This is a genomic window from Saccharopolyspora sp. NFXS83, assembly GCF_026241095.1.
Lineage (GTDB): Bacteria > Actinomycetota > Actinomycetes > Mycobacteriales > Pseudonocardiaceae > Saccharopolyspora_C.
The window spans coordinates 1-23,142 of the sequence record NZ_JAPFGB010000031.1 but is presented as its reverse complement, the minus strand read 5'-3'; the positions used below and the strand labels follow the sequence as shown (position 1 = coordinate 23,142).

General features: G+C 71.3%; 20 protein-coding genes. 16 read left to right on the top strand and 4 right to left on the bottom strand.

Translation table 11 applies throughout. From position 1 onward, the window contains the following. Window positions 1-296 precede the first annotated feature (296 nt). The 6 genes from OOZ19_RS25570 (at window position 297) to OOZ19_RS25545 (ending at window position 5,796) form a co-directional block, all read left to right on the top strand. Window positions 297-662, top strand: coding sequence for a hypothetical protein (locus OOZ19_RS25570; RefSeq protein ID WP_266092706.1), 366 nt, complete (start codon window positions 297-299; stop codon window positions 660-662). Between the two features lie 24 nt (window positions 663-686). Further along, on the top strand, window positions 687-1,274 hold the full coding sequence (locus OOZ19_RS25565) for a DUF3558 domain-containing protein (RefSeq protein WP_323055181.1): 588 nt from the start codon (window positions 687-689) through the stop codon (window positions 1,272-1,274). Between the two features lie 19 nt (window positions 1,275-1,293). Then, window positions 1,294-2,556 carry a WXG100 family type VII secretion target gene (locus tag OOZ19_RS25560; protein ID WP_266092704.1) on the top strand — a complete coding sequence of 421 codons (1,263 nt, stop codon included), beginning with the start codon at window positions 1,294-1,296 and terminating at the stop codon, window positions 2,554-2,556. A 2-nt stretch (window positions 2,557-2,558) separates the two neighbouring features. Then, window positions 2,559-3,362 carry an ESX secretion-associated protein EspG gene (locus tag OOZ19_RS25555; protein WP_266092703.1) on the top strand — a complete coding sequence of 268 codons (804 nt, stop codon included), beginning with the start codon at window positions 2,559-2,561 and terminating at the stop codon, window positions 3,360-3,362. A 281-nt stretch (window positions 3,363-3,643) separates the two neighbouring features. Continuing rightward, window positions 3,644-5,179 (top strand): sugar porter family MFS transporter, encoded by a 1,536-nt coding sequence (locus tag OOZ19_RS25550; RefSeq protein ID WP_266092702.1) that lies wholly within the window; start codon window positions 3,644-3,646, stop codon window positions 5,177-5,179. Then, on the top strand, window positions 5,176-5,796 hold the full coding sequence (locus OOZ19_RS25545; RefSeq protein WP_266092701.1) for a nucleoside/nucleotide kinase family protein: 621 nt from the start codon (window positions 5,176-5,178) through the stop codon (window positions 5,794-5,796). Before OOZ19_RS25550 ends, OOZ19_RS25545 begins: the two co-directional genes overlap by 4 nt. Before the next feature lie 338 nt (window positions 5,797-6,134). Here the strand turns inward: OOZ19_RS25545 and OOZ19_RS25540 are convergent, their stop codons facing one another. Continuing rightward, on the bottom strand, window positions 6,135-7,046 hold the full coding sequence (locus OOZ19_RS25540; RefSeq protein WP_266092700.1) for an NBR1-Ig-like domain-containing protein: 912 nt from the start codon (window positions 7,044-7,046) through the stop codon (window positions 6,135-6,137). Window positions 7,047-7,212: 166 nt separating this feature from the next. On the opposite strand from OOZ19_RS25540, the gene OOZ19_RS25535 reads away from it, so the two are divergent. The 3 genes from OOZ19_RS25535 (at window position 7,213) to smc (ending at window position 12,448) form a co-directional block, all read left to right on the top strand. Beyond that, on the top strand, window positions 7,213-7,731 hold the full coding sequence (locus OOZ19_RS25535) for a hypothetical protein (protein WP_266092699.1): 519 nt from the start codon (window positions 7,213-7,215) through the stop codon (window positions 7,729-7,731). A gap of 514 nt (window positions 7,732-8,245) precedes the next feature. Then, entirely contained in the window at window positions 8,246-8,581 is a 336-nt protein-coding gene (locus OOZ19_RS25530; protein ID WP_266092698.1) for an acylphosphatase, read from the top strand. A gap of 114 nt (window positions 8,582-8,695) precedes the next feature. Next, entirely contained in the window at window positions 8,696-12,448 is a 3,753-nt protein-coding gene (smc, locus tag OOZ19_RS25525; protein WP_266092697.1) for a chromosome segregation protein SMC, read from the top strand. A gap of 126 nt (window positions 12,449-12,574) precedes the next feature. Here smc and OOZ19_RS25520 read toward each other — a convergent pair whose 3' ends face one another. Further along, on the bottom strand, window positions 12,575-12,769 hold the full coding sequence (locus OOZ19_RS25520) for a hypothetical protein (protein ID WP_266092696.1): 195 nt from the start codon (window positions 12,767-12,769) through the stop codon (window positions 12,575-12,577). Window positions 12,770-12,972: 203 nt separating this feature from the next. On the opposite strand from OOZ19_RS25520, the gene OOZ19_RS25515 reads away from it, so the two are divergent. Both OOZ19_RS25515 and OOZ19_RS25510 read left to right on the top strand, forming a co-directional pair. Beyond that, window positions 12,973-13,227, top strand: a complete 255-nt coding sequence (locus OOZ19_RS25515) for a hypothetical protein (RefSeq protein ID WP_266092695.1) — start codon at window positions 12,973-12,975, stop codon at window positions 13,225-13,227. Window positions 13,228-13,602: 375 nt separating this feature from the next. Next, window positions 13,603-14,547 (top strand): hypothetical protein, encoded by a 945-nt coding sequence (locus OOZ19_RS25510; RefSeq protein ID WP_266092694.1) that lies wholly within the window; start codon window positions 13,603-13,605, stop codon window positions 14,545-14,547. A gap of 114 nt (window positions 14,548-14,661) precedes the next feature. Here the strand turns inward: OOZ19_RS25510 and OOZ19_RS25505 are convergent, their stop codons facing one another. After that, window positions 14,662-16,173, bottom strand: coding sequence for a sodium:solute symporter (locus OOZ19_RS25505; protein WP_266092693.1), 1,512 nt, complete (start codon window positions 16,171-16,173; stop codon window positions 14,662-14,664). Continuing rightward, window positions 16,170-17,381, bottom strand: a complete 1,212-nt coding sequence (locus OOZ19_RS25500) for an anhydro-N-acetylmuramic acid kinase (protein WP_266092692.1) — start codon at window positions 17,379-17,381, stop codon at window positions 16,170-16,172. The genes OOZ19_RS25505 and OOZ19_RS25500 overlap by 4 nt, the downstream gene beginning before the upstream one ends. Before the next feature lie 117 nt (window positions 17,382-17,498). On the opposite strand from OOZ19_RS25500, the gene ftsY reads away from it, so the two are divergent. From ftsY to OOZ19_RS25475, 5 genes are all read left to right on the top strand, one after another. Beyond that, the gene (ftsY, locus tag OOZ19_RS25495) at window positions 17,499-18,992 is read left to right on the top strand and encodes a signal recognition particle-docking protein FtsY (RefSeq protein ID WP_416309506.1); all 1,494 of its coding nucleotides are present in this window, start codon (window positions 17,499-17,501) and stop codon (window positions 18,990-18,992) included. 171 nt (window positions 18,993-19,163) lie between these two features. Continuing rightward, entirely contained in the window at window positions 19,164-19,916 is a 753-nt protein-coding gene (locus OOZ19_RS25490) for a D-Ala-D-Ala carboxypeptidase family metallohydrolase (RefSeq protein ID WP_266092690.1), read from the top strand. A gap of 158 nt (window positions 19,917-20,074) precedes the next feature. Further along, entirely contained in the window at window positions 20,075-21,262 is a 1,188-nt protein-coding gene (locus OOZ19_RS25485) for a CynX/NimT family MFS transporter (RefSeq protein WP_266092750.1), read from the top strand. 132 nt (window positions 21,263-21,394) lie between these two features. Next, window positions 21,395-22,732: an ammonium transporter gene (locus tag OOZ19_RS25480; protein WP_266092689.1), complete on the top strand. Its 1,338-nt coding sequence runs from the start codon at window positions 21,395-21,397 to the stop codon at window positions 22,730-22,732. Continuing rightward, window positions 22,729-23,067, top strand: a complete 339-nt coding sequence (locus OOZ19_RS25475; protein WP_266092688.1) for a P-II family nitrogen regulator — start codon at window positions 22,729-22,731, stop codon at window positions 23,065-23,067. Before OOZ19_RS25480 ends, OOZ19_RS25475 begins: the two co-directional genes overlap by 4 nt. Window positions 23,068-23,142 lie beyond the last annotated feature (75 nt).

The following is a 23,142-nucleotide window of genomic DNA, read 5'->3' as shown; positions in this document are numbered from 1 at the left end:
GTCGATGAAGACGAGTTCCACCTGATAAGCCAGGAGATCTGGCGTTCGAGGTGGGACGGCCCCAAAGGCTACGGGGCGAAAGACACCCCGCGCGGAGGTTGATGCGGATCGTCGTTCGTAGCGGATACCCCGTTCGGCGGTTGGATGCGGGGCTGTGCGTAGCCGAGGAAGACCGATCGGGTGGCGGCTGTGCGTTCCGTGTGAAGTTCGCGGAAGTCCGGCCGGGGGTGGAACCGGCGCTGCTACTGTCTGCGTCGCACTGGTGATCAGCAGCCGCGACTTGGGGGTTCCCCGCGATGACCGCACCAGCACCGCCCCCCGCTCCGGGCGGGCCGGGCCAGACCATCACCGTCACGCCGGAGAACGTCCTGGCGGCACGCCGAGTGATCGGCGAGGCGGCGGAGGACGCGAAATTCAAGCTGCAGAACCTTCGCACGAAGTTGATGGTGCAAGCGTCGGCCCGTGACGAGATCAGCACCACTGCGGCAGCTGTCTGGAACCGCAACTTGCTGGTCGGCCCCGAATCGCATTTCGAACGGCTGCACTCGTACGTCGAAGGCGTCGAGGAGCTGGCGAACCAGCTGGAAGAATCCGCAAAGGCGTATGGCTTCACCGACGAGGAGATCGCGGCCTCGTTCAAGTCGAGCGACGCTCGGTTCTAGGGGGACGTGCAAGTGCTTCCAACTATGAGTCGCTGGGCTGCCGTGCTCTCGATGGTCGGGTTGCTCGGTACAGGGTGCGCGTTGAACGGTGGCGAGGGATCGGATCAGCCTCCCCCGGACTCGACGTCACCTGCGCCGCAGCCTGCTCCCGAGCGTCCACGGGAATTGGCGCTCGCCGGTAAGCCGAGCGCGGAGCTCTGCACCTTGCTGTCCGCCGACCAGCAGGCAGCCGTCGGAGTGGGGCGATCCAGTCCGCTGACGGGTCAGGACGTCGGGTGCGGGTGGTTGAGCCTCCCCGGCGCTAATCCTGATGTCGGCGTTCAAATCCAGTCGTTGCCGATGGAGCTCGCGCAAGCCGTCGAACGTTCCGGGGATCCTTTCCCCGAAACGGCAGCGACTTACACCGTGCAAGGTTTTCCGGCGCAGCAAGGCCAGAACGGCGCTGGGCTCGAGGGGATGGGGTGCCGGGTGGACGTCGACGTCGCCGACGGGCAAACCCTCGAGGTGTTCTACACGCCGACCATCGCGGGATCCGTCGCGAATCAGGACATGTGCGCCAAGGCGAAGCAGGCGGCGGAGTTCGCGGTGACCAACCTGCAGGCGCAGGGTTGAACGAGCTGAGGGGGCTGGCGTGGAGGATTTGAATCCGATCCGGAACCTCCGGTTCCAGGGCTTCGACATCCCGGAGCTGCTGAACTGGATCGGCAAGATCAAGGAGGGGCGCGGCACGGAGTCGATGGACCAGGCCGCGACCGCGCTGCAGCAGTGCGCGCAGATCGTCACGGAGCTCGACGACACCCTCCGCACCGAGCTCGGCAAGCTGCAGATCGAGTGGACCGGCAACGCCGGGGCCATCGCGCAGGAGGCCACCGCCAAGCAGTCGGCGGTGATGCAGCAGTCGCAGGATCCGCTGGCGACCTCGGCGACCAGCGTGGAAGCGCAAGGGCGCGGGTTCGAGTCGGCGAAGAACACGCTGCCGAACCAGAGCGAGATGCAGAACGCCGAGTCCGAGAACATCTTCGAGAAGGGCGCGGGCGTCTTCGGCTACACCAGCGACTACGACGAAGAGGCCAAGAAGATCGACGGCCGCAAGCAGGTCGCGCAGCAGGCCCTCAACTCGTACCGGGACACCACGGTCGCGCAGGCCGAGAGCTTCCAGCCCATGCCGGAGATGCAGCCCGCCGCCGTCACCGCTGCCGCTGCGGCGCCCGGCGGGGGCGCGGGGTCCGGGATCGGGGCGTTCGCCTCGCCCGGTGGCGGTGCCGGTGGCGCGGGCGGATTCGCCGGTGGTGTCGGCGGGATCGGCGCGGGCGGTGGCCGTTCCAGTGGTGGTCGCGCCGGTGCTCCCGGTGGGAGTGGCGACGGCTCGGTCGGCGGCGGGCGCAGCGGCAGCAAGGACGAGCCCGGGCGCGGGACCGGCGGCGACGCGGACTCAAACCCGCACGACGACCCGAAGCAAGGCGGGATCGGGCTCGGCGGCGTCATCGGCATCGGCGCGGGCGGCGCCGCGGTCGCGGGGCTCGGCGCGGTCGCCGCGAGCAAGATGCTCGGCGGCAAGGCCGGAACGCCCGAAAGCAGCGTGCGCGGCGGCTCCGCGGGTGCCGACAAGGGCAAGGCCGGGACGTTGCGCGGCGGCTCCTCCGGGGTCGGCGGCGGTCCGGGCGACACCACGGCCGGGCGCACCGCGAGCGGTTCCGCCACCAGCAAACCCGCTCCCGGCTCCGCGATGGGCCCCGCCGCCACCCGAGGTCAGGGCGGTTCCGGCGAGGACAGCGAGCACGAGAACAAGTACTACGAAGAGGAAACGCCGTTCGACGACAACCGCCTCGTGGCCCCGCCGGTGTTCGGCGCGGACCGCGAGCCCGGTGACGACGACGAACCGAAGAAGGGCTGACGGTGCGTCCTGGAGCAGACGCCGAACCCATCGTGCTGTCGGCGGTGGAGTTCGACGTGGCGTGCGAATCGGAAGGGCTCACCGAGCGCAGGCACATCGTGCTCACCGTGCCCAGCCCGGGCGCCACGCACACCGAGCGGGCCGACATCGTCGCGCAGGTGTGGCCGCAGCTGCGGGCGCGTGCGCTCGCCGAGCCCGCCGAGGACCGGCTCGACGAGGACTTCGCCGACCTGCTGGTGCTGCTGGACCGGCCGCAGCTCGCCGTCGACCTGCGGATATGGGCGCCGGACCGCTCCATCCGGGCGCTCGGGTCCGCCAACGGCAACGCCGGGCTCGTGACCATCGTGGACGGTGATGTCGTCGAACTCGCGCCGGTGCGGGGTAGTTCGCTGGCCGAGGCCGTCGTCTCCGTCGCCGGCGACGGCCCGGCCGGCGGGGGACGTCCGGTGAGCGTGCCGCACGACGTGCTGATGGACGCCGGCGCGCGCGCCGGGCAGGACATGCGCGCGTTCGCCGACGAACTCCGCGGGCTCGGCGTGGAACCGGACGACGCGGAGATGCTGTCCCGGATGGCCGAAGGCATGGGCATGCGCGGGCAGTTCGGCGTCGAGCACACCCCGACCCGCTCGGCGAAACCGCTGCGCTCCGACCGCGTCGTCGGCTTCCACGACACGCCGGACGGGCGCTACCTGCACTCCGTGCGCGCCAGCGGCGACGGGCGGCAGTGGAGCACCGTCGCGCCCTGCGACAACCGGCGGCTCGCCGAATACCTTCGCGAACTCATCACCGAGACTGTCGAAGACTGATCTCGTTCTGCTTGGGTGTCCGGGTAGCGGAACCTCAGTTGGTCTCTCGCTGCGGGATCTTTTTCCCGAGTGGCTCCGCCACGAGGGAAAAAGCTGTCCTCGCGAGAGACCAACTGAGAACCCGCCGGTGAGCGGCCTGCGTAGGTGGGCTATTCGCTGCGCGAATACAGGCACGGCCTTCGGCCGCCAGGCAGGCTTTGCTTCGCTTGCCCTTCGCGGACTTCGCCGCGTGACTGCGTGGTCTTTGGTCGCGGGGTGGGCGTGGCTTCGTTTCCCGTGGCATGGCTTCGTCATCTCGAGGTGATCATCCGGGCGTTTCGGGCGGGCAATCGGTTGCTCCGCATCGATTCCGTGGCAATGCTGGTCACGGCGGCGGCGGTCCTCTAGCGTCTCGTCGGCCGAACGCCGGAACGCCGTTCCGCACGGGAAACGTCGAGGAGGACGCACAGCCCATGAGCTCCGCACCACCCACCCCACGTCGAGGGCGCGGCGCCGTCGTCGGCGCCTCCACCATCGCCGCGCTCGGCGGGCTGCTGTTCGGCTACGACACCGGAGTCATCTCCGCCGCCCTGCTCTACATCGCGCCCGCGTTCGGGCTGGACGACGGGATGCAGCAATTCGTCGTGGCCTCGCTGCTGCTCGGCGCCATCGCCGGAGCCGTCGGCGGCGGACGGGTCGTCGACGGGCTCGGGCGCAAGCGGACCCTGCTGCTGGTGTCGCTGGTGTTCACCGTCGGCGCGCTGCTCTCGGCGCTGGCGATGAACGTGACCGTGCTGATCGCGGCCCGCGTCGTGCTCGGCGTCGCCATCGGGGCGAGCTCGCTGGTCGTGCCCACCTACATCGCCGAGATCGCGCCCCCCGCGCTGCGCGGCCGGCTGGTGTCCATGAACCAGCTCATGATCACCATCGGGATCTTCGTGTCCTACCTGGTCGGCTACGCCTTCGCCGAAAGCGGGGGCTGGCGGTGGATGCTCGGGCTCGCCGCCGTGCCGTCGCTGCTGATGCTCGCCGGGCTGTTCGGCCTCAACGAGAGCCCCCGCTGGCTGCTCGCGCGCGGTCGCACCGAGCAGGCCCGCACCGCGCTGCTGCGCACCCGCACCCCGGACGAGGCCGAAGCGGAGCTCGCCGAGATCACCGAGTCGATGCGCGAGGAGAGCAAGTTCTCCTACCGCGACCTGTTCCGGCCCCGGCTGCGCCCGGCCGTGCTGCTCGGCGTCGCCGTCGCCGCCACCAACCAGCTCGTCGGCGTCAACGCCGTCATCTACTACGCGCCCACCATCCTCAAGCAGGCCGGGCTCGGCGACTCCGCGGCGATCCTGTCCTCGGTGGGCATCGGCGCCACGAACATGGTGTTCACCGCGATCGCCCTGCTGCTCATCGACCGGGTGGGCAGGCGACCGCTGCTCATCGGCGGGACGAGCGTCGTGATCATCGTGCTGTTCGGGCTCGGTGCGCTGTACCTGCTGCCCAGCGTGCAAGGGCTCGGAACGCTGCTCACGGTGGGACTGATGCTCTACGAAGCGGCGTTCGCGGCGAGCCTCGGCCTCGCCATCTGGCTGATCAACAGCGAGGTGTTCCCGACAGCGGTGCGCGGCAAGGCCTCCAGCGTCGGCACCGTCACGCACTGGGGCCTGGACTTCCTCATCTCCATCTCGGTGCTCACCCTGATCAACGCGTTCACCGCGACCGGGCTGTTCTGGATCTACGGCGTGCTCGGGGCCATCGGCCTCAGCTACCTGTACCGGAAGCTGCCGGAGACGAAGGGCCGCAGCCTGGAGGACATCGAAGCGTCCCTGCGCGGGGGGAAGAGCGCGTGAGCATCGACGAACTCGTCCGCCGCGCCCGCGCCCTCGCCGAGGGCGGGTCGCGGCGCATCCTCGGCATCACCGGAGCGCCCGGCGCGGGCAAGGGCACCGTCGCCGACGCGCTGCTCGCCGAACTGGGCTCGGCGGCCGTGCTGGTGCCGATGGACGGATTCCACCTCGCCGAAGCCGAATTGCGGCGGCTCGGCCGCCGGGACCGGAAAGGGGCGCCGGACACCTTCGACGCGGCCGGATACGTGGCGCTGCTGCGGCGCCTCCGGGAACAAGATTCGGAGACGGTGTACGCGCCCGAATTCCACCGCGAAGTCGAAGAATCCTATTCCGGCTCCATCGCGATCGACCCGGAAACGCCGCTGGTGATCACCGAAGGCAATTATCTGCTGCTCGACGTGCCGCCGTGGAACCAGGTCCGGGAACTGCTCGACGAATCGTGGTTCCTCGCGCCGGACGACGACGAACGCCTGTCCCGGCTCATCGCGCGGCACGAGCGGTACGGCCGTTCGCGGGACGAGGCGAGGCGGTGGGTGCTGCGCAGCGACGAGCGCAACGCGGAGGTCGTCGCGCCCACCCGCGCGCATGCCGACCTGCTGGTGCGCGGCGACCCGGCTTGAGGCCTGCTTTGACTCCTGGTCAATTCGCTGACCTGCGTGGACATTGAAATCGGCGGGTCCAGCCAATGATCGCTTGGCGGGCCCGCCGAGTCCTGGAAACGTAGTCGTCACGGCAGCGGCGGGCGGTCTACTGGGGGGCCGCTCAGCAGGTGCCGGAGCGATCGCCGCACTGGGGGTCAGGTCCGCCTGGCATGTCTGCGGCGATCACTCGAACCACGGGGAAGGGGAAGTCGATGCCGATCTGGGGGTCGGCGTGGAGATCAACCCCTGGGGAAGAGGGACGGCGGGTGCCTTCGTTCGCGACAGGTGAACGAAGGCACCCCCTCCGAACTGCGCGATCAGTTCGACGCCGGAGTCACCGCGATGTCGAAGAAAACGGGCCGCAACGCCTGATCCGGGAAGAACAGATCACCGTTCTCGTCCACCATCTTCCACGCGATCTTGCATTGTCCGGTCTTGTCCCCCGCCAGCACCGGAACGGTGACTCGAACCCGTTCGCCCGGCGGGGTGTCGCGAATCCACACGCGTTGCGGTGCGGTGCATTCGGCGTCGCCGATCCGCTCGCCGGTCTGCTCCAGGTAGCGGCCGGTCCACGGGACGCGGCCCACGTTCATGATGTCCCAGGACTTCACGAAGCTCGTCCCGGTGGGGATCGGGGTGCCGTCCACCACCGTCTCGCGGACCATCAGCGACGCGTCGCCGGGGATCGGTCGTTCCGGGCCGGACAGCAGGTACGCGCTCAGCGCGACCGCCACCAGCACGACGGCGAGACCGGTGCCCGCCAGGATCCAGCCCCGGCGGCGCGCGCCGGCCGGGCCGGACTCCGGATCGGGCTCCTCGCTCGGCCGCACCGGGGGAACCGTCACCTCGGGCTGCTCCGGGGTCTCCTCCGGGGCGGGGGCGGGCGGCTGCTCGGCCGCCGCTCGGGCGTGCTCCCACCGCCGCAACCACTCCCGGCGGACCGTCTCGAGGTCCTGGGCGAGCACCCCCACCGCCAGGCTCCGCACGAACTCCCAGGACGTCTCCCACGACGGCAGGTCCTGGCCGCGCGCGGCCGAGGACAGCGCCGACTTCGAGGCGGCGGCGCCGAAGTCGCCGCGCATCCGGTCGTAGGACGGATCGCCCGCGGATTCCTTGAGCTCGCACAGCCGATAGGCGAACGCGGCGACCGGGCCGTCGGCCGGGTCGGGCCGCGACTGCTTGCGGCCCCGCTTGCCACCGCCCGCGGGGCTCACCTCTGATTCGCTCATCGTTCGTGCCTCAAGGTCAGATCGTGCGTGCGCACCGCCGAACTCGGCAGGCGGCGCAACGGGCTCCTCGGGTACGGCGTGCTCGGGGACATGGGACTTGTATTAGCACGGCGCCGCGGGTGACTTCCGCCGCCGGATGCGGGAATGCGCCGTTTGATCACCTGCAGTGGGCGATCGGTGCATCGTCGCGGTCCGAACGGATGCGGACCGTGACGATCAGCGCGTTCCGGACGAACTCGGCGGCTCGGACGCCTCCGACGAGGGGGCCGACGTCGCCGACGCGGTGGTGGACTCCGCGCTGGAGCGCTGCGGCGGCGCCGACTCGTCCGTGCGCGAGGCGGACGGCGAGCCGGAACCGCCCGACGTCGTCTCCGTCGGAGGCGGTGACGTCGTGTCCGGCGGGGTGGTGGGCTCCGGCGGGCTCGTGGTCGGCGGGCTCGTCGGCGGCTCCGTCGTCGGCGGTGGCGGCGGAGGTGGCGGCGGAGCGGGAGTTCCGGTGTCCGGCGGCCCGGTCGGACGCGGCGGTGCCGGTGCCGACGAATCGTCGCCCGGCGGCGGGAGCACGACGGAGTCGCTGGTCTCGTCCGGTTCGGTCGAGGCGATGTCCACCGGTGATGTCGTGCCCGGCGGCGGGGGAGGCGGCAGCAGCTGCGGCGGCCCGACCGGCCGCGGCACCCCCGGATAGCCCGTCGTCGTCATCAGCGTGGTCGCGCTCGGCGAGACCGCGGGGTACTCCTCGGCCGAGTCGTGGCGCTGCTGGTCACCGACGATGACCGCCGCCGAAGCGGCGAATCCCGTCGCCACGACCACTCCGGTGGTCGCCCATAGGGCCAGTCGGCGTGGCCGCGTTCCGGGCGAATCCCCGGACTCCGCAGCAGGTTCAGGTGCTAAAGGGTCCATCGTGTCCCACTCGTTCAGTCCCGACGGAACGGGCCGGCGAACCCGTTCCGCTGATACCGGCGGCGCCCGGTTCGGACCGAAGTCGACGTTCCGGACGTAGCGCGTGGATCTCGCGACACGGTAGCCGCTCTGGCAAGGCCCGTTCGGCCCGGGTGCCGCGCTCCGCGGCGGTGATCCACTGCGTGCGCTGGTGATTCCCCGGGAAAGCCTCCGGTTCAGACACCTTCGAGTGATGTGCGGTCGCGGAGCGTGCGGGGTGCGTCGCGAACGCGGGCCCGTCGGCGGGCATCATGCGAGGTGTGAGCGACACCGACGACACCGGCCCCGCCGACTCCGCGAACCCGGCCGACTCCGCGAACACCGAGCAGACCCGCCTGACCGCCTGGGTGCACGGGCAAGTGCAGGGCGTCGGTTTCCGCTGGTGGACCCGGGCGCGCGCTTTGGAACTCGGCCTGGTCGGCAGCGCCACGAACCTGCCCGCCCGCCGCGTCGAAGTCGTCGCCGAAGGTCCCCGCGCCGCCTGCGAACGGCTCCTCGCCGCGCTTCGCTCCACCGACACCCCCGGCCAGGTCGATCACGTCGCCGAGCAGTGGTCGGCCCCCAAAGGCGACCGCACGGGTTTCGTCGAGCGCTGAGCGGGCCCGCGGGAACGATCCCGGCGCGGTTCTGCGAGGTGGTGAACATCGCGGCGGGTACGCTCTGCCGAACGCCGCACGCAGGCAGCACTCGCGGAAAGGTCGATCGCAGCCGTGCACTTGAAGAGCCTGACGCTCAAAGGGTTCAAATCCTTCGCCTCGGCCACCACGCTGCGCTTCGAACCCGGCATCACCTGCGTGGTCGGGCCCAACGGCTCCGGCAAGTCCAACGTGCTCGACGCGCTGCGCTGGGTGATGGGTGAGCAGGGGGCCAAGGACCTGCGCGGCGGCAAGATGGAGGACGTCATCTTCGCCGGCACCTCCGGCCGCGCCCCGCTGGGCCGCGCCGAGGTCACGCTCACCATCGACAACGCCGACGGCGCGCTGCCCATCGAGTACACCGAAGTCTCGATCACCCGCCGGATGTACCGCGACGGCGCCAGCGAGTACGAGATCAACGGCAACGGCTGCCGCCTGATGGACGTGCAGGAACTGCTGTCGGACTCCGGCATCGGCCGCGAGATGCACGTCATCGTCGGCCAGGGCCAGCTCGCGTCGATCCTGCAGGCCAAACCCGACGAGCACCGCAGGCTCGTCGAAGAGGCCGCGGGCGTGCTCAAGCACCGCAAGCGCAAGGAAAAGGCGCTGCGCAAGCTCGACGCGATGCAGGCCAACCTGACCCGGTTGACCGACCTCACCGGCGAACTGCGCCGCCAGCTCAAGCCGCTCGGCAAGCAGGCCGAGATCGCGCGCAAGGCGCAGACGGTGCAGGCCGACCTGCGGGACGCGCGGCTGCGGCTGATCGCCGACGACCTGCTGTCCTCCCGCGCCGAACTGGCCCGCGACCAGGCCGACCAGGAAGAGGCCAAGACCAAGCGCGCCGAGGTCGAGCGCGGCCTGCAGTTCGCCCAGTCCGAGGAGAAGGGGCTGGAGGAGAAGGTCGCCGCCGACGCGCCGCGCCTCAACCGCGCGCAGGACACCTGGTACCGCCTGTCCGCGTTGGAAGAACGGCTGCACGGCACGCTGCGACTCGCCGCCGAGCGGCACAAGCACCTCACCGCGCAGAACATCGAGCAGCGCAGCGGGCGCGACCCCGAGCAGCTCGACGCCGAAGCGGAAGAGGCCGCCGAGCAGGAGATCGAGCTGCGCGAAGAGGTCGAACGCGCCCGCGAGACCCTCGGCGACGTGGTGCGGCGGCGTTCTGAGCTGGAGTCGCAGCTCAAAGAGGCCGAACGCGAGCACATGGCCGCGGTCCGCGCCATCGCCGACCGGCGCGAGGGCGTCGCACGGCTGTCCGGCCAGGTCGAGTCGATGCGCAGCAAGGCGGGCGCCACGTCCGACGAGCTGGAGCGGCTGTCGGCGTCGCTGGCCGAATCGCAGGAGCGCGCCGAGGTCGCCGAATCCGCGTTCGCCGACGCCGAAGCGGAAAGCGGCGGGCAGGAATCCGACGACGCCGGCCTGCACGACCGCCAGGCCAACGCCGCCGCGGCCAGGGACGCCGCCCGCTCCCGAGTCGAGGAGCTGGTCAAGGCCGAGCGGACCGCGGAACGCGAGATCGCGTCCTGGCAGGCTCGCGTCGAAGCGCTGTCCATGGGCCTCAACCGCAAGGACGGCGCCGGTGCGCTGCTGGCCGCGGGCGACAAGGTGCCGGGGCTGCTCGGATCGGTCGCCGCGCTGCTGACCGTGGACGCCGGGGCGGAGGCCGCGCTGGCCGCGGCGCTCGGTGCCGTCGCCGACGCGGTGGCGGTCACCGGTGTCGACGACGCGGTCAGCGCGCTGGAACTGCTCAAGACCGACGCGGCGGGCAAAGCCGGGGTGCTGGTCGGCGGCACCGCGCAAGCGGACCGGTCGAGCTGGCCGTCGCTGCCGGACGGGGCGCGCTGGGCTGCCGACCTGGTGCGCGCGCCGGACGGGCTGCGGGCCGCGGTGACCACCGCGCTGGACCGGATGGCGGTCGTCGACGACCTCCCCGCCGCCCGCGCGGTCGTGCGCGCGCACCCCGAGGTGCGGGCCGTGACGCGCGACGGCGACGTGCTCGGCGGGAACTGGGCGACCGGGGGCTCCGACGACGGCCAGAGCGTCATCGAGGTGCAGGCCGCGGTCGCCGAAGCCGAGCAGGAGCACGCAGCCGCCGGACGCCGCCTGGAACAGCACTCCGCCGCGCTCGAAGGAGCCCGCGCCGAGGAACAGGCCCGCCGCGACGAGGTCCGCGTCGTGCAGGAGCAGATCAACGAGGCCAAGGTCGCCGCGGCCCGCAGCTCCGAACGAGTCTCCAGCCTGCGCAAAGCCGCCCAGTCGGCGACCGCCGAAGTGGAGCGGGTGCGCCAGCAGCGCGCGAAGGTCGAGCAGTCCCGCGAGCAGGCGCTGTCCTCGCTGGCGGAACTGGAGGAGCGGCTCGCCGCCGTCAAGACCGAGCAAGAGGAGCAGGCCGAACCGGACACCGAGCTGCGCGACCGGCTCGGCGGCGAACTCGGCACGCTGCGCCAGGAGGAGATGGACGCCCGCCTCGGCCAGCGCACCGCCGAGGAACGCGCCCGAGCCGTGCAGGGCCGCGCCGACCAGCTGCGCCGCGCCGCCCGCCAGGAACGCGAGGCCCGCGCCCGCGCGGAAGCGGCCCGCCAGGCCAGGGAACGCGGCGCGCGCGTCGCGAAAGCCGTGATCGACGGCGCCGAGACCGCCCTGGAGCGGATCGCGACCTCGCTGCGCGCGGCCACCGAGGAACGCGACACCGCCCAGGCGCTGCAGAGCGAGCACGAGCAGGCGCTCGGCGCCGTGCGCGCGCGGGTGCGGGAACTCAGCGGCGAGCTGGAGAAGCTCACCGACGCGGTGCACCGGGACGAAGTGGTGCGCGCCGAGCAGCGGCTGCGCATCGAACAGCTCGAATCGAAGATCATCGAAGATTTCGGGATCGGCCTCGACGACCTCGCCGAGGAGTACGGCCCGACCGTGCCCGTCCCGCCGAGCCCCGCCGAAGTCGCCGAGTACGAGGCTGCGAAGGAACGCGGCGAGGACGTCACCACGCCGCCCTCGGTGCCCTACGACCGCGGCACCCAGGAACGCCGCGCCAAGCGCGCCGAGAAGGACCTGTCGCTGCTGGGCAAGGTCAACCCGCTGGCGCTGGAGGAGTACGCGGCGCTGGAGGAGCGCTACCGGTTCCTGTCCACGCAGCTGGAGGACATCAAGTCCACCCGGCGCGACCTGCTGGACGTCGTGAAGGAGGTCGACGAGAAGATCCTGGAGGTCTTCCAGTCCGCTTTCCACGACGTGGCCGCCGAATTCGAGAAGGTCTTCTCGGTCCTGTTCCCCGGCGGTGACGGCCGCCTGGTGCTCACCGACCCGGACGACATGCTCACCACCGGCATCGAGGTGGAGGCGCGACCGCCCGGCAAGAAGGTCAAGCGCCTGTCGCTGCTGTCCGGCGGGGAGAAGTCGCTGACCGCCGTCGCCATGCTCGTGTCGATCTTCCGGGCGCGGCCGTCGCCGTTCTACGTGCTCGACGAGGTGGAGGCCGCGCTCGACGACACCAACCTGCGGCGGCTGATCATCCTGCTCGACCAGCTGCGCAGCACCTCGCAGCTGTTGATCATCACGCACCAGAAGCCGACGATGGAGATCGCCGACGCGCTCTACGGCGTGAGCATGCGCGGCGACGGCATCACCACGGTCATCTCGCAGCGGCTGCGCGGGTCGAAGGGCAAGCCCTCCGGGGAAGGCCCCGCACCGGAAGCGGTCGTCGACGGCGAGGTTCCCGCGGACGCGGCGGCGACCTCGGCCCAGGAGGAGCCGGCTCCCGCGGTCCCGGTGGCCGACGCTCCGGTCGAGGAGACCTCGTCCGACGACGTGCCGGACGGTCCCGCCACCGCGTGATCGGCGGCCCGCGCACGCGGATCTCGCAGCGGGCGTTCAGGTTCCTCGCACGTTGCGGCTCTCACTTCGGTCCCGTTCCCAGAACGAGACTGCGGGAGAGGGCGGCATGTCAGACCACCACGAAGGTCAGCGAGTGAGCCGGCGCTCGGTGTTCGCCGGCGTCGGTTCCGTCGGGTCGGGCACGTTGCTCGCCGCGTGCGGATCGCAGGCGGGCGGCAGCACCACCGTCACCACTTCCACCGGGGAGAGCGCCTCGGTCACGCCGCAGACCGCCGCCGACGCCGCGGACCTGTTCGCCGGGACCAGCACCTGCGCGCTCACCCCCGACACCACGCAAGGCCCGTACTACTTCGACGCGGACAAGGTCCGCAGCGACATCCGCGAGGACCGGCAGGGAGCGCGGCTGCGACTCGCGCTGAAGGTGCAGGACAGCGAGACGTGCGCGGCGCTTCCCAACGCCGTCGTGGAGATCTGGCACTGCGACGCGGCCGGGCCGTACTCCGGCGCCGAGGACCAGTCCTCCGGTGGCGGCGGCACCCCGCCCGGACCGCCGCCGGGCGGCGGCGACCAGCCTCCCGGCGGACAGCCCGGTGGGGGTGATCAGGACCAACTCGGCGGTGTTCGCCCGGCAGCCCTACGCCGCGCACACCGGGCGGGACACCTTCGACGACGGCGACACGATCTTCGAGGACACCATGCTGCTCAAGGTCGTCCCCGACGGCGACGGCCACCTCGCTTCGACCGTGCTCTCCGCAGACTCCGACCAGGACGGCGCCTGATCCGTCCGCGCTCCGGTTCCCGGCAGCACGATCCGCACCCCGGGCTGCCGGTTCGACGCGCTTTCGCGAAGCCGGGAATGAGCCCCGGGATCCCGCATTCGAAGGGATGCCCCGCGCTTTCTCGCGAAGGTGAATCGGCCGTGACCGCGAAGCGGCGCGGACGGGGAAGAGGAACCGCTGGTCATTCGCGGTGGTGGTGCGGTGTTCGGGCGGGCTGGCGATTCCTCGCGGAATTCCGCGAGTTCTCCGCAGCGGGCGGAGTCGTCCACAGCCGCATCGGGTGATGGGAACGGTCGCTCTCGGGGCGGGACTGGGCGGAACGGACGCGGGCATTACGGTGTGCGTCGCGTTCTTCGTGCCCCTCAGGAGGCCACCATGTCTCAGCCATACGGCCCGCAACCGGGTCAGCCGCACCCCCAGGCCGGGCAACCGGTGTCGCCTCCCGATTGGTCCGGGGCGCAGGCCGGTGCGCAGCAGAACCCCGCCTCCGGCCCGTTCCCGCAGCCGTACTCGGCGCCACCGCCGCAGCCCTACCAGGGATCGGGACTGCCGCAGCCGAGCTACCCGGCCCCGGAACCCGTTGCCCAGCAGCCGTATCCGGGTTCCGGCCCGATGCCGCAGCCGTATCCGGGTTCCGGTCCGATGCCGCAGCCGTATCCGGGTTCCGGTCCGATGCCGCAGCCGTACGCGGGATCGGGCCCGATGCAGCAGCCCTACCCGGGTTCCGGTCCCATGCCGCAGCAGCCGTACCCCGGTTCCGGTCCCATGCCGCAGCAGCCGTACCCCGGATCCGGTCCGATGCCGCAGCAGCCGTACCCGCAGCCCGGACATCCCGCGCAGCCCGGCCAGCCGATGCCGCAGGGGTACCCGCAGCCCGGTCCGCCGCAGCAGGCTCCCGGCATGCCGCAGCAGCAGCCGCTCGGCCCGCCGCCCGCCGGGATGGGACGGGTGGTGCTGGACTCCTCGTACACGCCGATGGCGTTCATGCTGGCGTTGTTCAAGCCGGGCGTGACGATCAACGGCCAGCCGGGTCCGCCCGCGGTCTGGGGCCGCACGGTGATCGACCTGCCGCCGGGACAGCACCAGATCGAGGTGCACGTCAACTACCTGTGGAAGTTCGGCTCGGCCACCGCGGTGATCCCGGTGAACGCGGGCCAGCAGGTCGAGGCCTACTACCGGTCCCCGATGGTGGCCTTCGGTGCCGGCGCGATCGGCCCGGTCCCGCAGTCGACGCCGAACGTCGGCCTGGTCGTGGGTCTCTTGGTGGCGTGGTTCGTGCTCTGCCTGCTGATCTTCTCGCTGCCGATGATGCTCTCCTGACGGTTCGATGATCACATCGGAGCGCGGCAGCGGCTAATAACAGCCAGGCGTGATCAAGGGAGCGGCTCGCGGACCGTTCGCCCAGGCAGGGCGCGGTCCGCGAGCCGCACCGGCTCAAGCGGACTCGGCGGTCTCCGCGGTCTTCTCCGCCGCCGGGGGCGCGGGGTGGCGCAACGACAGCAGGCCGCCGACGATCAGCGTGACGAGCACGCCGACCGGCGTGAACCACGGGAACGCCAGCGACGCCTCGCCGCCCTCGCCGTCCGGGAACGTCACCCCGAACGCCAGCACGAGCACCACCACGAGCGTCGCGACGAACGCGATGATCGCGTCGCTCTGTCGGGCGCGCCGCACCAGCAGCCCCAGCAGGAACGCCCCGAGCAGCGCGCCGTAGGTGTAGCTGGCGATGCTCAGCCCGATCTCCACCACCGGGTTGTCAGTGCTGCTGAACAGCGACGCGAACACCACGAACACCAGCGCCCAGATCAACGTCCAGACCTTGCCGAGCCGCAGCACGCTCGCGTCGTCCACGTCGTGCTTGCCGATGCGCCGGTACAGGTCGCTGACGGTGGAGGTGGACAGCGAGTTCAGCGAGGAGGACAAGGTGCTCATCGCCGCCGCCAGGATGCCCGCGATCAGCAGCCCGGACACGCCCACCGGCAGCTCGTTCACGATGAACCGGGGGAACAGCTCGTCATCGCTGCCCATGCCCAGCGCCGAGGGGTCCGCTCCCTTGTAGAACGACCACAGCTGGGTGCCGATGAACAGGAACAGCCCGAACTGCAACGCCACCACGACACCGCTGGCGATCAGCGCGAGCTGGCTGTCGCGCAGGTTCCGGCAGGACAGCAGCCGCTGCACCATCAGCTGGTCGGCGCCGTGCGAGGCCATCGCGAACACCGCGCCGCCGATGACCGCGGTGAAGAACGCGTACTGCTCGGTGACGATCGAGGAACCGAAGTCGAGGACCTGGAACTTGCCCTCCTGCAGCGCGGTGGAGAACCAGTCGCCGGAGAGCCGCCCGTTGAGCACGATCGCCGCCAGGATCGCCCCGGCCACGTAGACGAACATCTGGATCGCGTCGACCCACACGACCGCCTTGATCCCGCCGAGGTAGGTGTAGACCACGGTCAGCACCGACAGCGCCAGCACGATCTGCCAGTAGGAGACGCTGATCCCGAACACCTCCAGCATCACCTTCACCGGGATCGCGGTGGCGAACAGCCGCAGTCCGTCCGCGAGCAGCCGGGTGATCAGGAACGTGACCGAGGCGGTGCCCTGCAACCTGGTCCCGAAGCGCTGCCCGAGGAATTCGTAGGCGCTCACCAGGTTCCCGGCGTAGTACTTGGGCAGCAGCACGAACGCGACGATGACGCGACCGATGAGGTAGCCGATGGCCAGCTGCAGGTAGGTGAACGTGCCGAGGTAGGCCACCGTCGGCACGCTGATCACGGTCAGCGTGGAGGTCTCGGTGGCGACCACCGAGAAGCACACCGCCCACCACGGCAGGGTGCGGCTGCCGACGAAGTACTCCTGCGAGCTGCGCTGCCGACCGCTGAGCAGCAGGCCCAGCAGCGGCATCGCGACCAGGTACAGCCCGATCACGATGAGATCGATGGACCTCATTCGGCCTCCAGGGGAGTCGTGGGGTGGGTGATGCGCAGGCGGTGCACGGGTTCGCTCGCCGGTTCCGGTAGCCGCAGCGGCCGGGTTCCGGGGGTGATCGCGCCGAGCAGCCGAGGGCCGTCGGCGCCGGTGGTTCCAGGGACGTTGCCGGGGAGCCCGTTCCAGGTCAGCCAGCCCAGCAGTGCCGTCAGGTAGCCTTCCTTGCCCGCCGCGGGCAGGCCGAGGTCGTCGCTGACGTGGAGTTCGACGTCCGTCGCGGTCCGGCCGCCCCGCAAGCGTTCGCGCAGCGCCGCCATCAGCGTCGGGTTGTGGACCCCGCCGCCGGAGGCGATGACCTGGCGGGGTCCGTGGCGGTGGCAGGCGTCGGCGATGGTGGCGGCGGTGAGCTCCGTCAGCGTCGCCAGCAGGTCCGGCCCGCCGATGTCCACGTCGCGCACGGCCGACGCCAGGTAGTCGGCGTTGAAGTGCTCCTTGCCGGTCGACTTCGGCGGGGCCGCCCGGTAGTAGTCGTCGGCCAGCAGCCGCGCCAGCAGCTCCCGGTGCACCCGGCCGTCGGCGGCGATCAAGCCGCCGACGTCGCTGGCGGTCGCGCCACCGGTCACCCGGGTGGCCGCGGCGTCCAGCAGCGCGTTGCCCGGCCCGGTGTCGTAGGCGAGGGGTTCGGGACCGCCGACGACGGTGATGTTGGCGATGCCGCCGATGTTCAGCGCGATCGACGGCCCCGGCCGGTCGGCGAGCCACAGCGCGTCGAGCACCCCGGCCAGCGGTGCGCCCTGCCCGCCTGCTGCGACGTCGCGGGCGCGCAGGTCCGCGATCACCGGGAGGCCGGTGGCTTCGGCGATCCACGCGGGCTGGCCGAGCTGCGTGGTGCCGCGCGCCCGCCCGTCCTCGACCCAGTGGTACAGCGTCTGCCCGAGCGAGGCGATCAGATCGACGTCGCCGAACTCGGCGATGCCGTGGCGGGCCGCGTCGGCGAAGGCGCGGCCGACCTCGGTGTCGAGCACGCAGAACTCCCGCGCGTCGAGCTGCGCCGGGGGCAGCGCGGCCAGCAGCCGTCGCCGAAGTTCGGCGGGGTAGGCGACCTCGGTGGAGCCGCACGGACGCAGCTCCGCAGCTCTGCCGCCGGTCGCGCTCAGCTCGGCGACGGCGATGTCGATGCCGTCCATCGACGTGCCCGAGATCAGGCCGAGAACCCGCCAAGAGGACATGCACAGTGGTGTATTGCACCGGGCTGGTGGATGCAAGCGCGTTTCTGCCATTGTTGGTGAATCGCCCACCTTGGGGTTGCTCCGCCGCTGCTCCAAGCGGGTGCGAGGATGGGGCGCGTGTCCACCTCGAACCTGATCCTGATCGCCGTTGTCGTCGCTGTGGTGCTGGTGCTGGCCGTGGTCACCGGCATCGTGCTGGCCCGGAGGCGCCGCATCAGCCTGCGCGAGCAGGAGGCCGAGCGCCCGGCGGTGCAGGGCGGCGGCTACCAGGCGGGCGGTGGCTTCAGCTTCTCCAGCGGCGTGACCGCGACGGCGCCGCCGGAACACCCGGTCGAGCAGCGACCGGAGACCGAGGGGCAGCCCGGAGTCGGTGACGACGCCGCGGAACCGAGGGACAGCGCCAAGCGCGGCATCGTCGACGTGCCGCTGCCCACCGACGCCGAGGTCGAGGCGGAGACGGGCACTCCCCGCGAACAGCCCGCGAGCACCGAGGATTCGGCCACCACCGCCGCACCCGCCGAGGACCAGAAGACCGGGACCGACGCCGCGACGGCCGTCGACGAGGTCGAGGACACCACCGCCCCGCCCGCCGAGGTGCCCGAGCAGGACCGCACCACGACACCTCCGGAACCGGCGCCCGCGGTGGCCGAGCCGGTCACCGAGATCGAGGAGATCGAGCCGACCGCGGGCAGGCTGGAGCGGCTGCGCGGCAGGCTCTCCCGCTCCCGCTCCACGTTCGGCCAGGGCCTGCTGGGCCTGCTGGGCGCGGGTGACCTGGACGAGGACTCCTGGGAAGAGGTCGAGGACACCCTGCTGATGGCCGACCTGGGTGCGGCCACCACCACGGAGATCGTCGCGCGGCTGCGCACCGAGATCGCCTCGCGCGGCGTGCGCACCCCGGAGGACGCGCGGGCGCTGCTGCGCGAGGTGCTCATCGACGCGTTGAGCACCGAAGCGCCGCGTTCCGTGCGCGCGCTGCCGCACGGCGACCCCGCCGACGGCGGCAAGCCCGCGGTGCTGCTGGTCGTCGGCGTCAACGGCACCGGCAAGACCACCACCACCGGCAAGCTGGCGCGGGTGCTGGTCGCCGACGGTCACAAGGTGCTGCTCGGCGCGGCCGACACGTTCCGCGCCGCCGCCGTCGAACAGCTCGCCACCTGGGGTGAGCGGGTCGGCGCGGAGGTGGTGCGCGGCAACGAGGGCCAGGACCCGGCGAGCGTCGCGTTCGAGTCGGTCTCCCGCGCCACCGACGCGGGGGTGGACGCCGTGCTGGTGGACACCGCGGGCCGGCTGCACACCAAGTCCGGGCTGATGGACGAGCTCGGCAAGGTCAAGCGCGTCGTGGAGAAGCGCGCCCAGGTCGACGAGGTGCTGCTGGTGCTCGACGCCACCACCGGCCAGAACGGCATGGTGCAGGCGCGGGTGTTCTCCGATGTGGTGGACGTGACCGGCATCGTGCTGACGAAGCTCGACGGCACCGCGAAGGGCGGCATCGTCTTCCAGGTGCAGCGCGAGCTGGGCGTGCCGGTGAAGCTCGTCGGCCTTGGGGAGGGCCCGGACCACCTGGCTCCGTTCGAGCCCGCCGCGTTCGTCGACGCCCTGCTGGGCTGAGGTTCCGCCGCGCAGGCCTCCGAGGTGCCTCGTGCGGCGCCGGCACCGTTCGGCGAGCGCTCGGTGAGCAATTTGCGACATACCTGTTCCGTCCGGTTGGTTCCGGACATGATCTGCCCGTTCTGACGAGCCCGCGGACCGGTTCCGCGGCACGTGCTGAAGGGGCAGATCATGGGAGAGCGGATCGGATCGGCGCTGTCCGCGCCGTTGCGGCTGTGCTCCGCGCTGGCGGTGGCGTTGCTGGTGGTGGCCGGATCGTTCGCGCTGTCCGCGCCCGAGGCGGCGGCCTACTCGTGGACCAGGCAGCTGCAGGAGGGCGACAGCGGCGAGGACGTGCAGGAGCTCCAGATCCGGGTGGCGGGCTGGGCGGCCGACGGTGCGTCGAAGACGAACGTGGCCGTGGACGGGCAGTTCGGGCCGGGCACGAAGGCGGCGGTGTCCCGCTTCCAGAGCGCCTACGGGCTGTCGGCGAGCGGTGTCGTGGACTCGGCGACGCAGGACGCGCTGAACGTGTTGGAGGACTCCGACGGCTCCACCGCCCACTTCGACTTCGCCGAGTTCGAATCGAAGGACGGCACCGGTTTCGGCAGCGGCAACGTCGATGCGAGCACGGTCCAGGAGAACGTGCGCCGATTGATGTACAAGCTCGAAGCCGTTCGCACCAAGGCCGGTGACGCCGCGATCACCGTCAACTCCGGGTTCCGCAGCCTCGCGCACAACGAGAGCGTCGGCGGCGTCCCCAACAGCCAGCACACCTACGGCATCGCCGCGGACGTCGTGATCAGCGGCCAAGGCGTCGGCGACACCATCGGACACGCCCAGACCTCCGGCTTCTCCGGCATCATCCGCTACGACACCTTCACCCACGTCGACAGCCGCGCCGAGTACGACTACGGCGCCACCTCCTGGTATTGGAGCGTCTGACGTCTCCGGATCCGCCGGGCCACCACTGGTCCGGCGGATCCGCCGCAAGCGGACCCGGCCGGTGCTGGGCCGTCCGTGCGGACCGGTACTTCCGAGACGTGGTCGGGCCGGTGGTCTGTCCGGCCTCCGGCGGCTGTGTTCCACTTCCCCGCGTGGCTATGACGGGAAAGCGGGCGGAGCGGTTCGCCGTCGGGACGTTGGTGCTGGTCGTGCTGGTGGCGTTGGCGCTGCGACCGCCGGTGACGGCGGTGGCGCCGGTGCTGGACCGGATCTTGGCTGATCTCGGGCTCTCCACCGCTTTCGGCGGCGTGCTCACCACGTTGCCGGTGGTGTGCCTGGGAGTTTTCGCTTTCGTGGCACCGCGGTTGCGGCAGCGCTTCGGCGACGAGCGGGTGCTGGTGGGCTGCCTCGTGGTGCTGCTGATCGGCAACCTGCTGCGCGCGGGCGGATCGGTGCAGGCGCTGCTGGGCGGCACCATCGTCGTCGGCGCGGGGATCGCGGTGGCCAACGTGGCGCTGCCCGGACTGATCAAGCGGGACTTCCCGAGCCGCGTGCCGGGCGTGACCGCGCTCTACACGATGTGCCTGACGCTCGGCGGTGCCACCGCGGCGAGCACCGTCGTCCCGCTCGGCCGGGCGCTGGGCTCGGAGTGGCGGTGGCCGCTGGGGCTGCTGGCGGTGCCGGTGCTGCTGGCGCTGCTGCTGACCGTGTTCGCGCTGCGCGGGGCGAAGACCACCCAGCGCGCGATCAGCCCGGGGAGGCTGTGGCGCGACCCGCTGGCCTGGCAGGTCACCGTCTTCATGGGGTTGCAGTCGCTGATGGCCTACGTCGTGTTCGGCTGGCTGCCCACCATGGCGCAGAGCCGCGGCCTGTCGGCGGAGAGCGCGGGACTGCTGCTCGGGGTGCAGGCCGCGGTGCAGGCCGTCGGATCGCTGACGGTGCCGCTGCTGTGCCGGAGGTTCCGGGATCAGCGGTGGATCGCGATGAGCGTCGCCGTGCTGACCGCGGTCGGGTTCGTCGGCGTGCTGCACGCGCCGGGCGCGGCCGGGATCTGGGGCGCGACGGTGCTGCTGGGCTTGGCGCAGGGCGCGTCGTTCGGGCTCGCGCTGACCTTGTTCGGGTTGCGCGCGCCGGACAGCGAGACCACCGCGGCGCTGTCGGGGATGGCGCAGGGCGCCGGATATCTCATCGCCGCGCTCGGGCCGCTGGCCATCGGGTTGCTGCACGGCGCCACCGGTGGCTGGGGGCTTCCGCTGGCCCTGCTGGTGGTGTGCTGCGCCGCGGAAGCCGCGGCGGGAGCCGGTGCGGGCCGGGCGCGCACGGTGCCGTCCGTGGTCGGCGCGTAACACCTCGGTGACCGGCGCACGCCGCCGTAACACGGAGACCCGAACAGTTCACGACCGGGAAACGAACGAACGGATCGCCTGAAACAGACATTTCCCAGGATGCGCTCGACACGGTTCGCACGGGGAGGCAACGTGAATTCAGGCGATACCGCATGGGTGCTGATCAGCGCCGCGCTGGTGCTGCTCATGACGCCAGGACTGGCTTTCTTCTACGGCGGCATGGTGCGTGCGCGCGGCGTGCTCAACATGATCATGATGAGCCTCGGCAGCATCGGGGTCGTCGGGGTCCTGTGGGTGCTGTTCGGGTACTCGGCCGCCTTCGGCGGGGACCTCGGCGGCCTCGGGCTGCTGGGCGACCCCACCGAGTTCTTCGGACTCGGTCAGCTGCTCGGTGAGGACCAGCTCTCCGGCACCATCCCGACCTTGGCGTTCGTCGGGTTCCAGGCGATGTTCGCGATCCTGACGGTCGCGCTCATCTCGGGCGCCATCGCCGACCGGGCCCGCTTCGGCCCGTGGCTGCTGTTCGCCGCGCTGTGGGCCACCGTCGTGTACTTCCCGGTCGCGCACTGGGTGTTCGCGTTCGACGAGACCGACGACGCGGGCAACGTGACCGCCGTCGGCGGCTGGATCGCCAACCGGCTCGCCGCCGTCGACTTCGCCGGGGGCACCGCGGTGCACATCAACGCCGGTGCCGCCGCGCTCGCGCTGGCGCTGGTGCTCGGCAAGCGCGCCCGCTGGCCGAAGGAGACCGGCAAGCCGCACAACCTGCCGTTCGTCGTCCTCGGCGCCGGCCTGCTGTGGTTCGGATGGTTCGGCTTCAACGCCGGCTCCGCGCTCGCCGCCGACAGCTCCGCGGCCTTGGTGCTGGTCAACACGCTCGTTGCCACCAGCGCGGCGATGCTCGGCTGGCTGTTCGTGGAGCGGCTGCGCGACGGGCACGCCACCACGCTCGGCGCCGCCTCGGGCATCATCGCCGGACTGGTCGCGATCACCCCGGCCTGCTCGTCGGTGACGCCGCTGGGCGCCATCGCGGTCGGCGCCATCACCGGTGCGGTCTGCGCGCTGGCGCTGAGCCTGAAGTACAAGCTCGGCTACGACGACTCGCTCGACGTCGTCGGCGTGCACCTCGTCGGTGGCCTCGTTGGCACCCTGCTGGTCGGGTTCTTCGCCTCCGAGGCGGCGCCTGCCGGGGTCAACGGGCTGTTCTACGGCGGTGGCTTCGACCAGCTGTGGCGTCAGGCCGTGGGCGCGGTGGCGGTGTTCGCCTACTCGTTCGTGCTCAGCCTGGTGCTGGCCTGGATCGTCAAGGCGGTGGTCGGATTCCGGGCGACGCCCGAGAACGAGGCCGAAGGCATCGACGAGACCGAGCACGCCGAATCCGCCTACCACTTCGGCGACGGCCGCTCCGCCCGCCGTCCGGCCGTTCGCGCCGACGACGCCGATCGCAAGCTGGAGGGCAGCAACGCATGAAGCTGGTGACCGCGATCGTCCAGCCCAGCAAGCTGGACGAGTTGAAGGACAAGCTGGGCAGGCTCGGCGTGCTGGGCATGACCGTCAGCGACGCGCAGGGTTACGGCAGGCAGAAGGGCCACACCGAGGTCTACCGCGGGGCCGAGTACGCGGTGGACTTCGTGGAGAAGGCGCGCGTCGAGGTGCTCGTGGACGACACGATCGTCGAGCAGGTCGTCGACGGCATCGTCACCGCGACCCGCACCGGCAAGGTCGGTGACGGCAAGGTCTGGGTGAGCACCGTCGACTCCGTGGTCCGGGTCAGGACCGGAGAAACGGGCGTCGAAGCGATCTGACGCGGCGGACTCGTCCGAAATGTCCACGACGTGACCAGGTTACGCGAAGCGGATCTTGGCCCGGCCGTGCGGGTG

Excerpts from the sequence above, each read along its gene's own strand:
- OOZ19_RS25570 (WP_266092706.1), top strand. The coding sequence starts at position 297 with ATGACCGCACCAGCACCGCCCCCCGCTCCGGGCGGGCCGGGCCAGACC.
- OOZ19_RS25565 (WP_323055181.1), top strand. The coding sequence starts at position 687 with ATGAGTCGCTGGGCTGCCGTGCTCTCGATGGTCGGGTTGCTCGGTACA.
- OOZ19_RS25550 (WP_266092702.1), top strand. The coding sequence starts at position 3,644 with ATGGCTTCGTCATCTCGAGGTGATCATCCGGGCGTTTCGGGCGGGCAA.
- OOZ19_RS25540 (WP_266092700.1), bottom strand. The coding sequence starts at position 7,046 with ATGAGCGAATCAGAGGTGAGCCCCGCGGGCGGTGGCAAGCGGGGCCGC.
- OOZ19_RS25510 (WP_266092694.1), top strand. The coding sequence starts at position 13,603 with ATGTCTCAGCCATACGGCCCGCAACCGGGTCAGCCGCACCCCCAGGCC.
- OOZ19_RS25505 (WP_266092693.1), bottom strand. The coding sequence starts at position 16,173 with ATGAGGTCCATCGATCTCATCGTGATCGGGCTGTACCTGGTCGCGATG.
- OOZ19_RS25500 (WP_266092692.1), bottom strand. The coding sequence starts at position 17,381 with ATGTCCTCTTGGCGGGTTCTCGGCCTGATCTCGGGCACGTCGATGGAC.
- OOZ19_RS25490 (WP_266092690.1), top strand. The coding sequence starts at position 19,164 with ATGGGAGAGCGGATCGGATCGGCGCTGTCCGCGCCGTTGCGGCTGTGC.
- OOZ19_RS25485 (WP_266092750.1), top strand. The coding sequence starts at position 20,075 with ATGACGGGAAAGCGGGCGGAGCGGTTCGCCGTCGGGACGTTGGTGCTG.
- OOZ19_RS25475 (WP_266092688.1), top strand. The coding sequence starts at position 22,729 with ATGAAGCTGGTGACCGCGATCGTCCAGCCCAGCAAGCTGGACGAGTTG.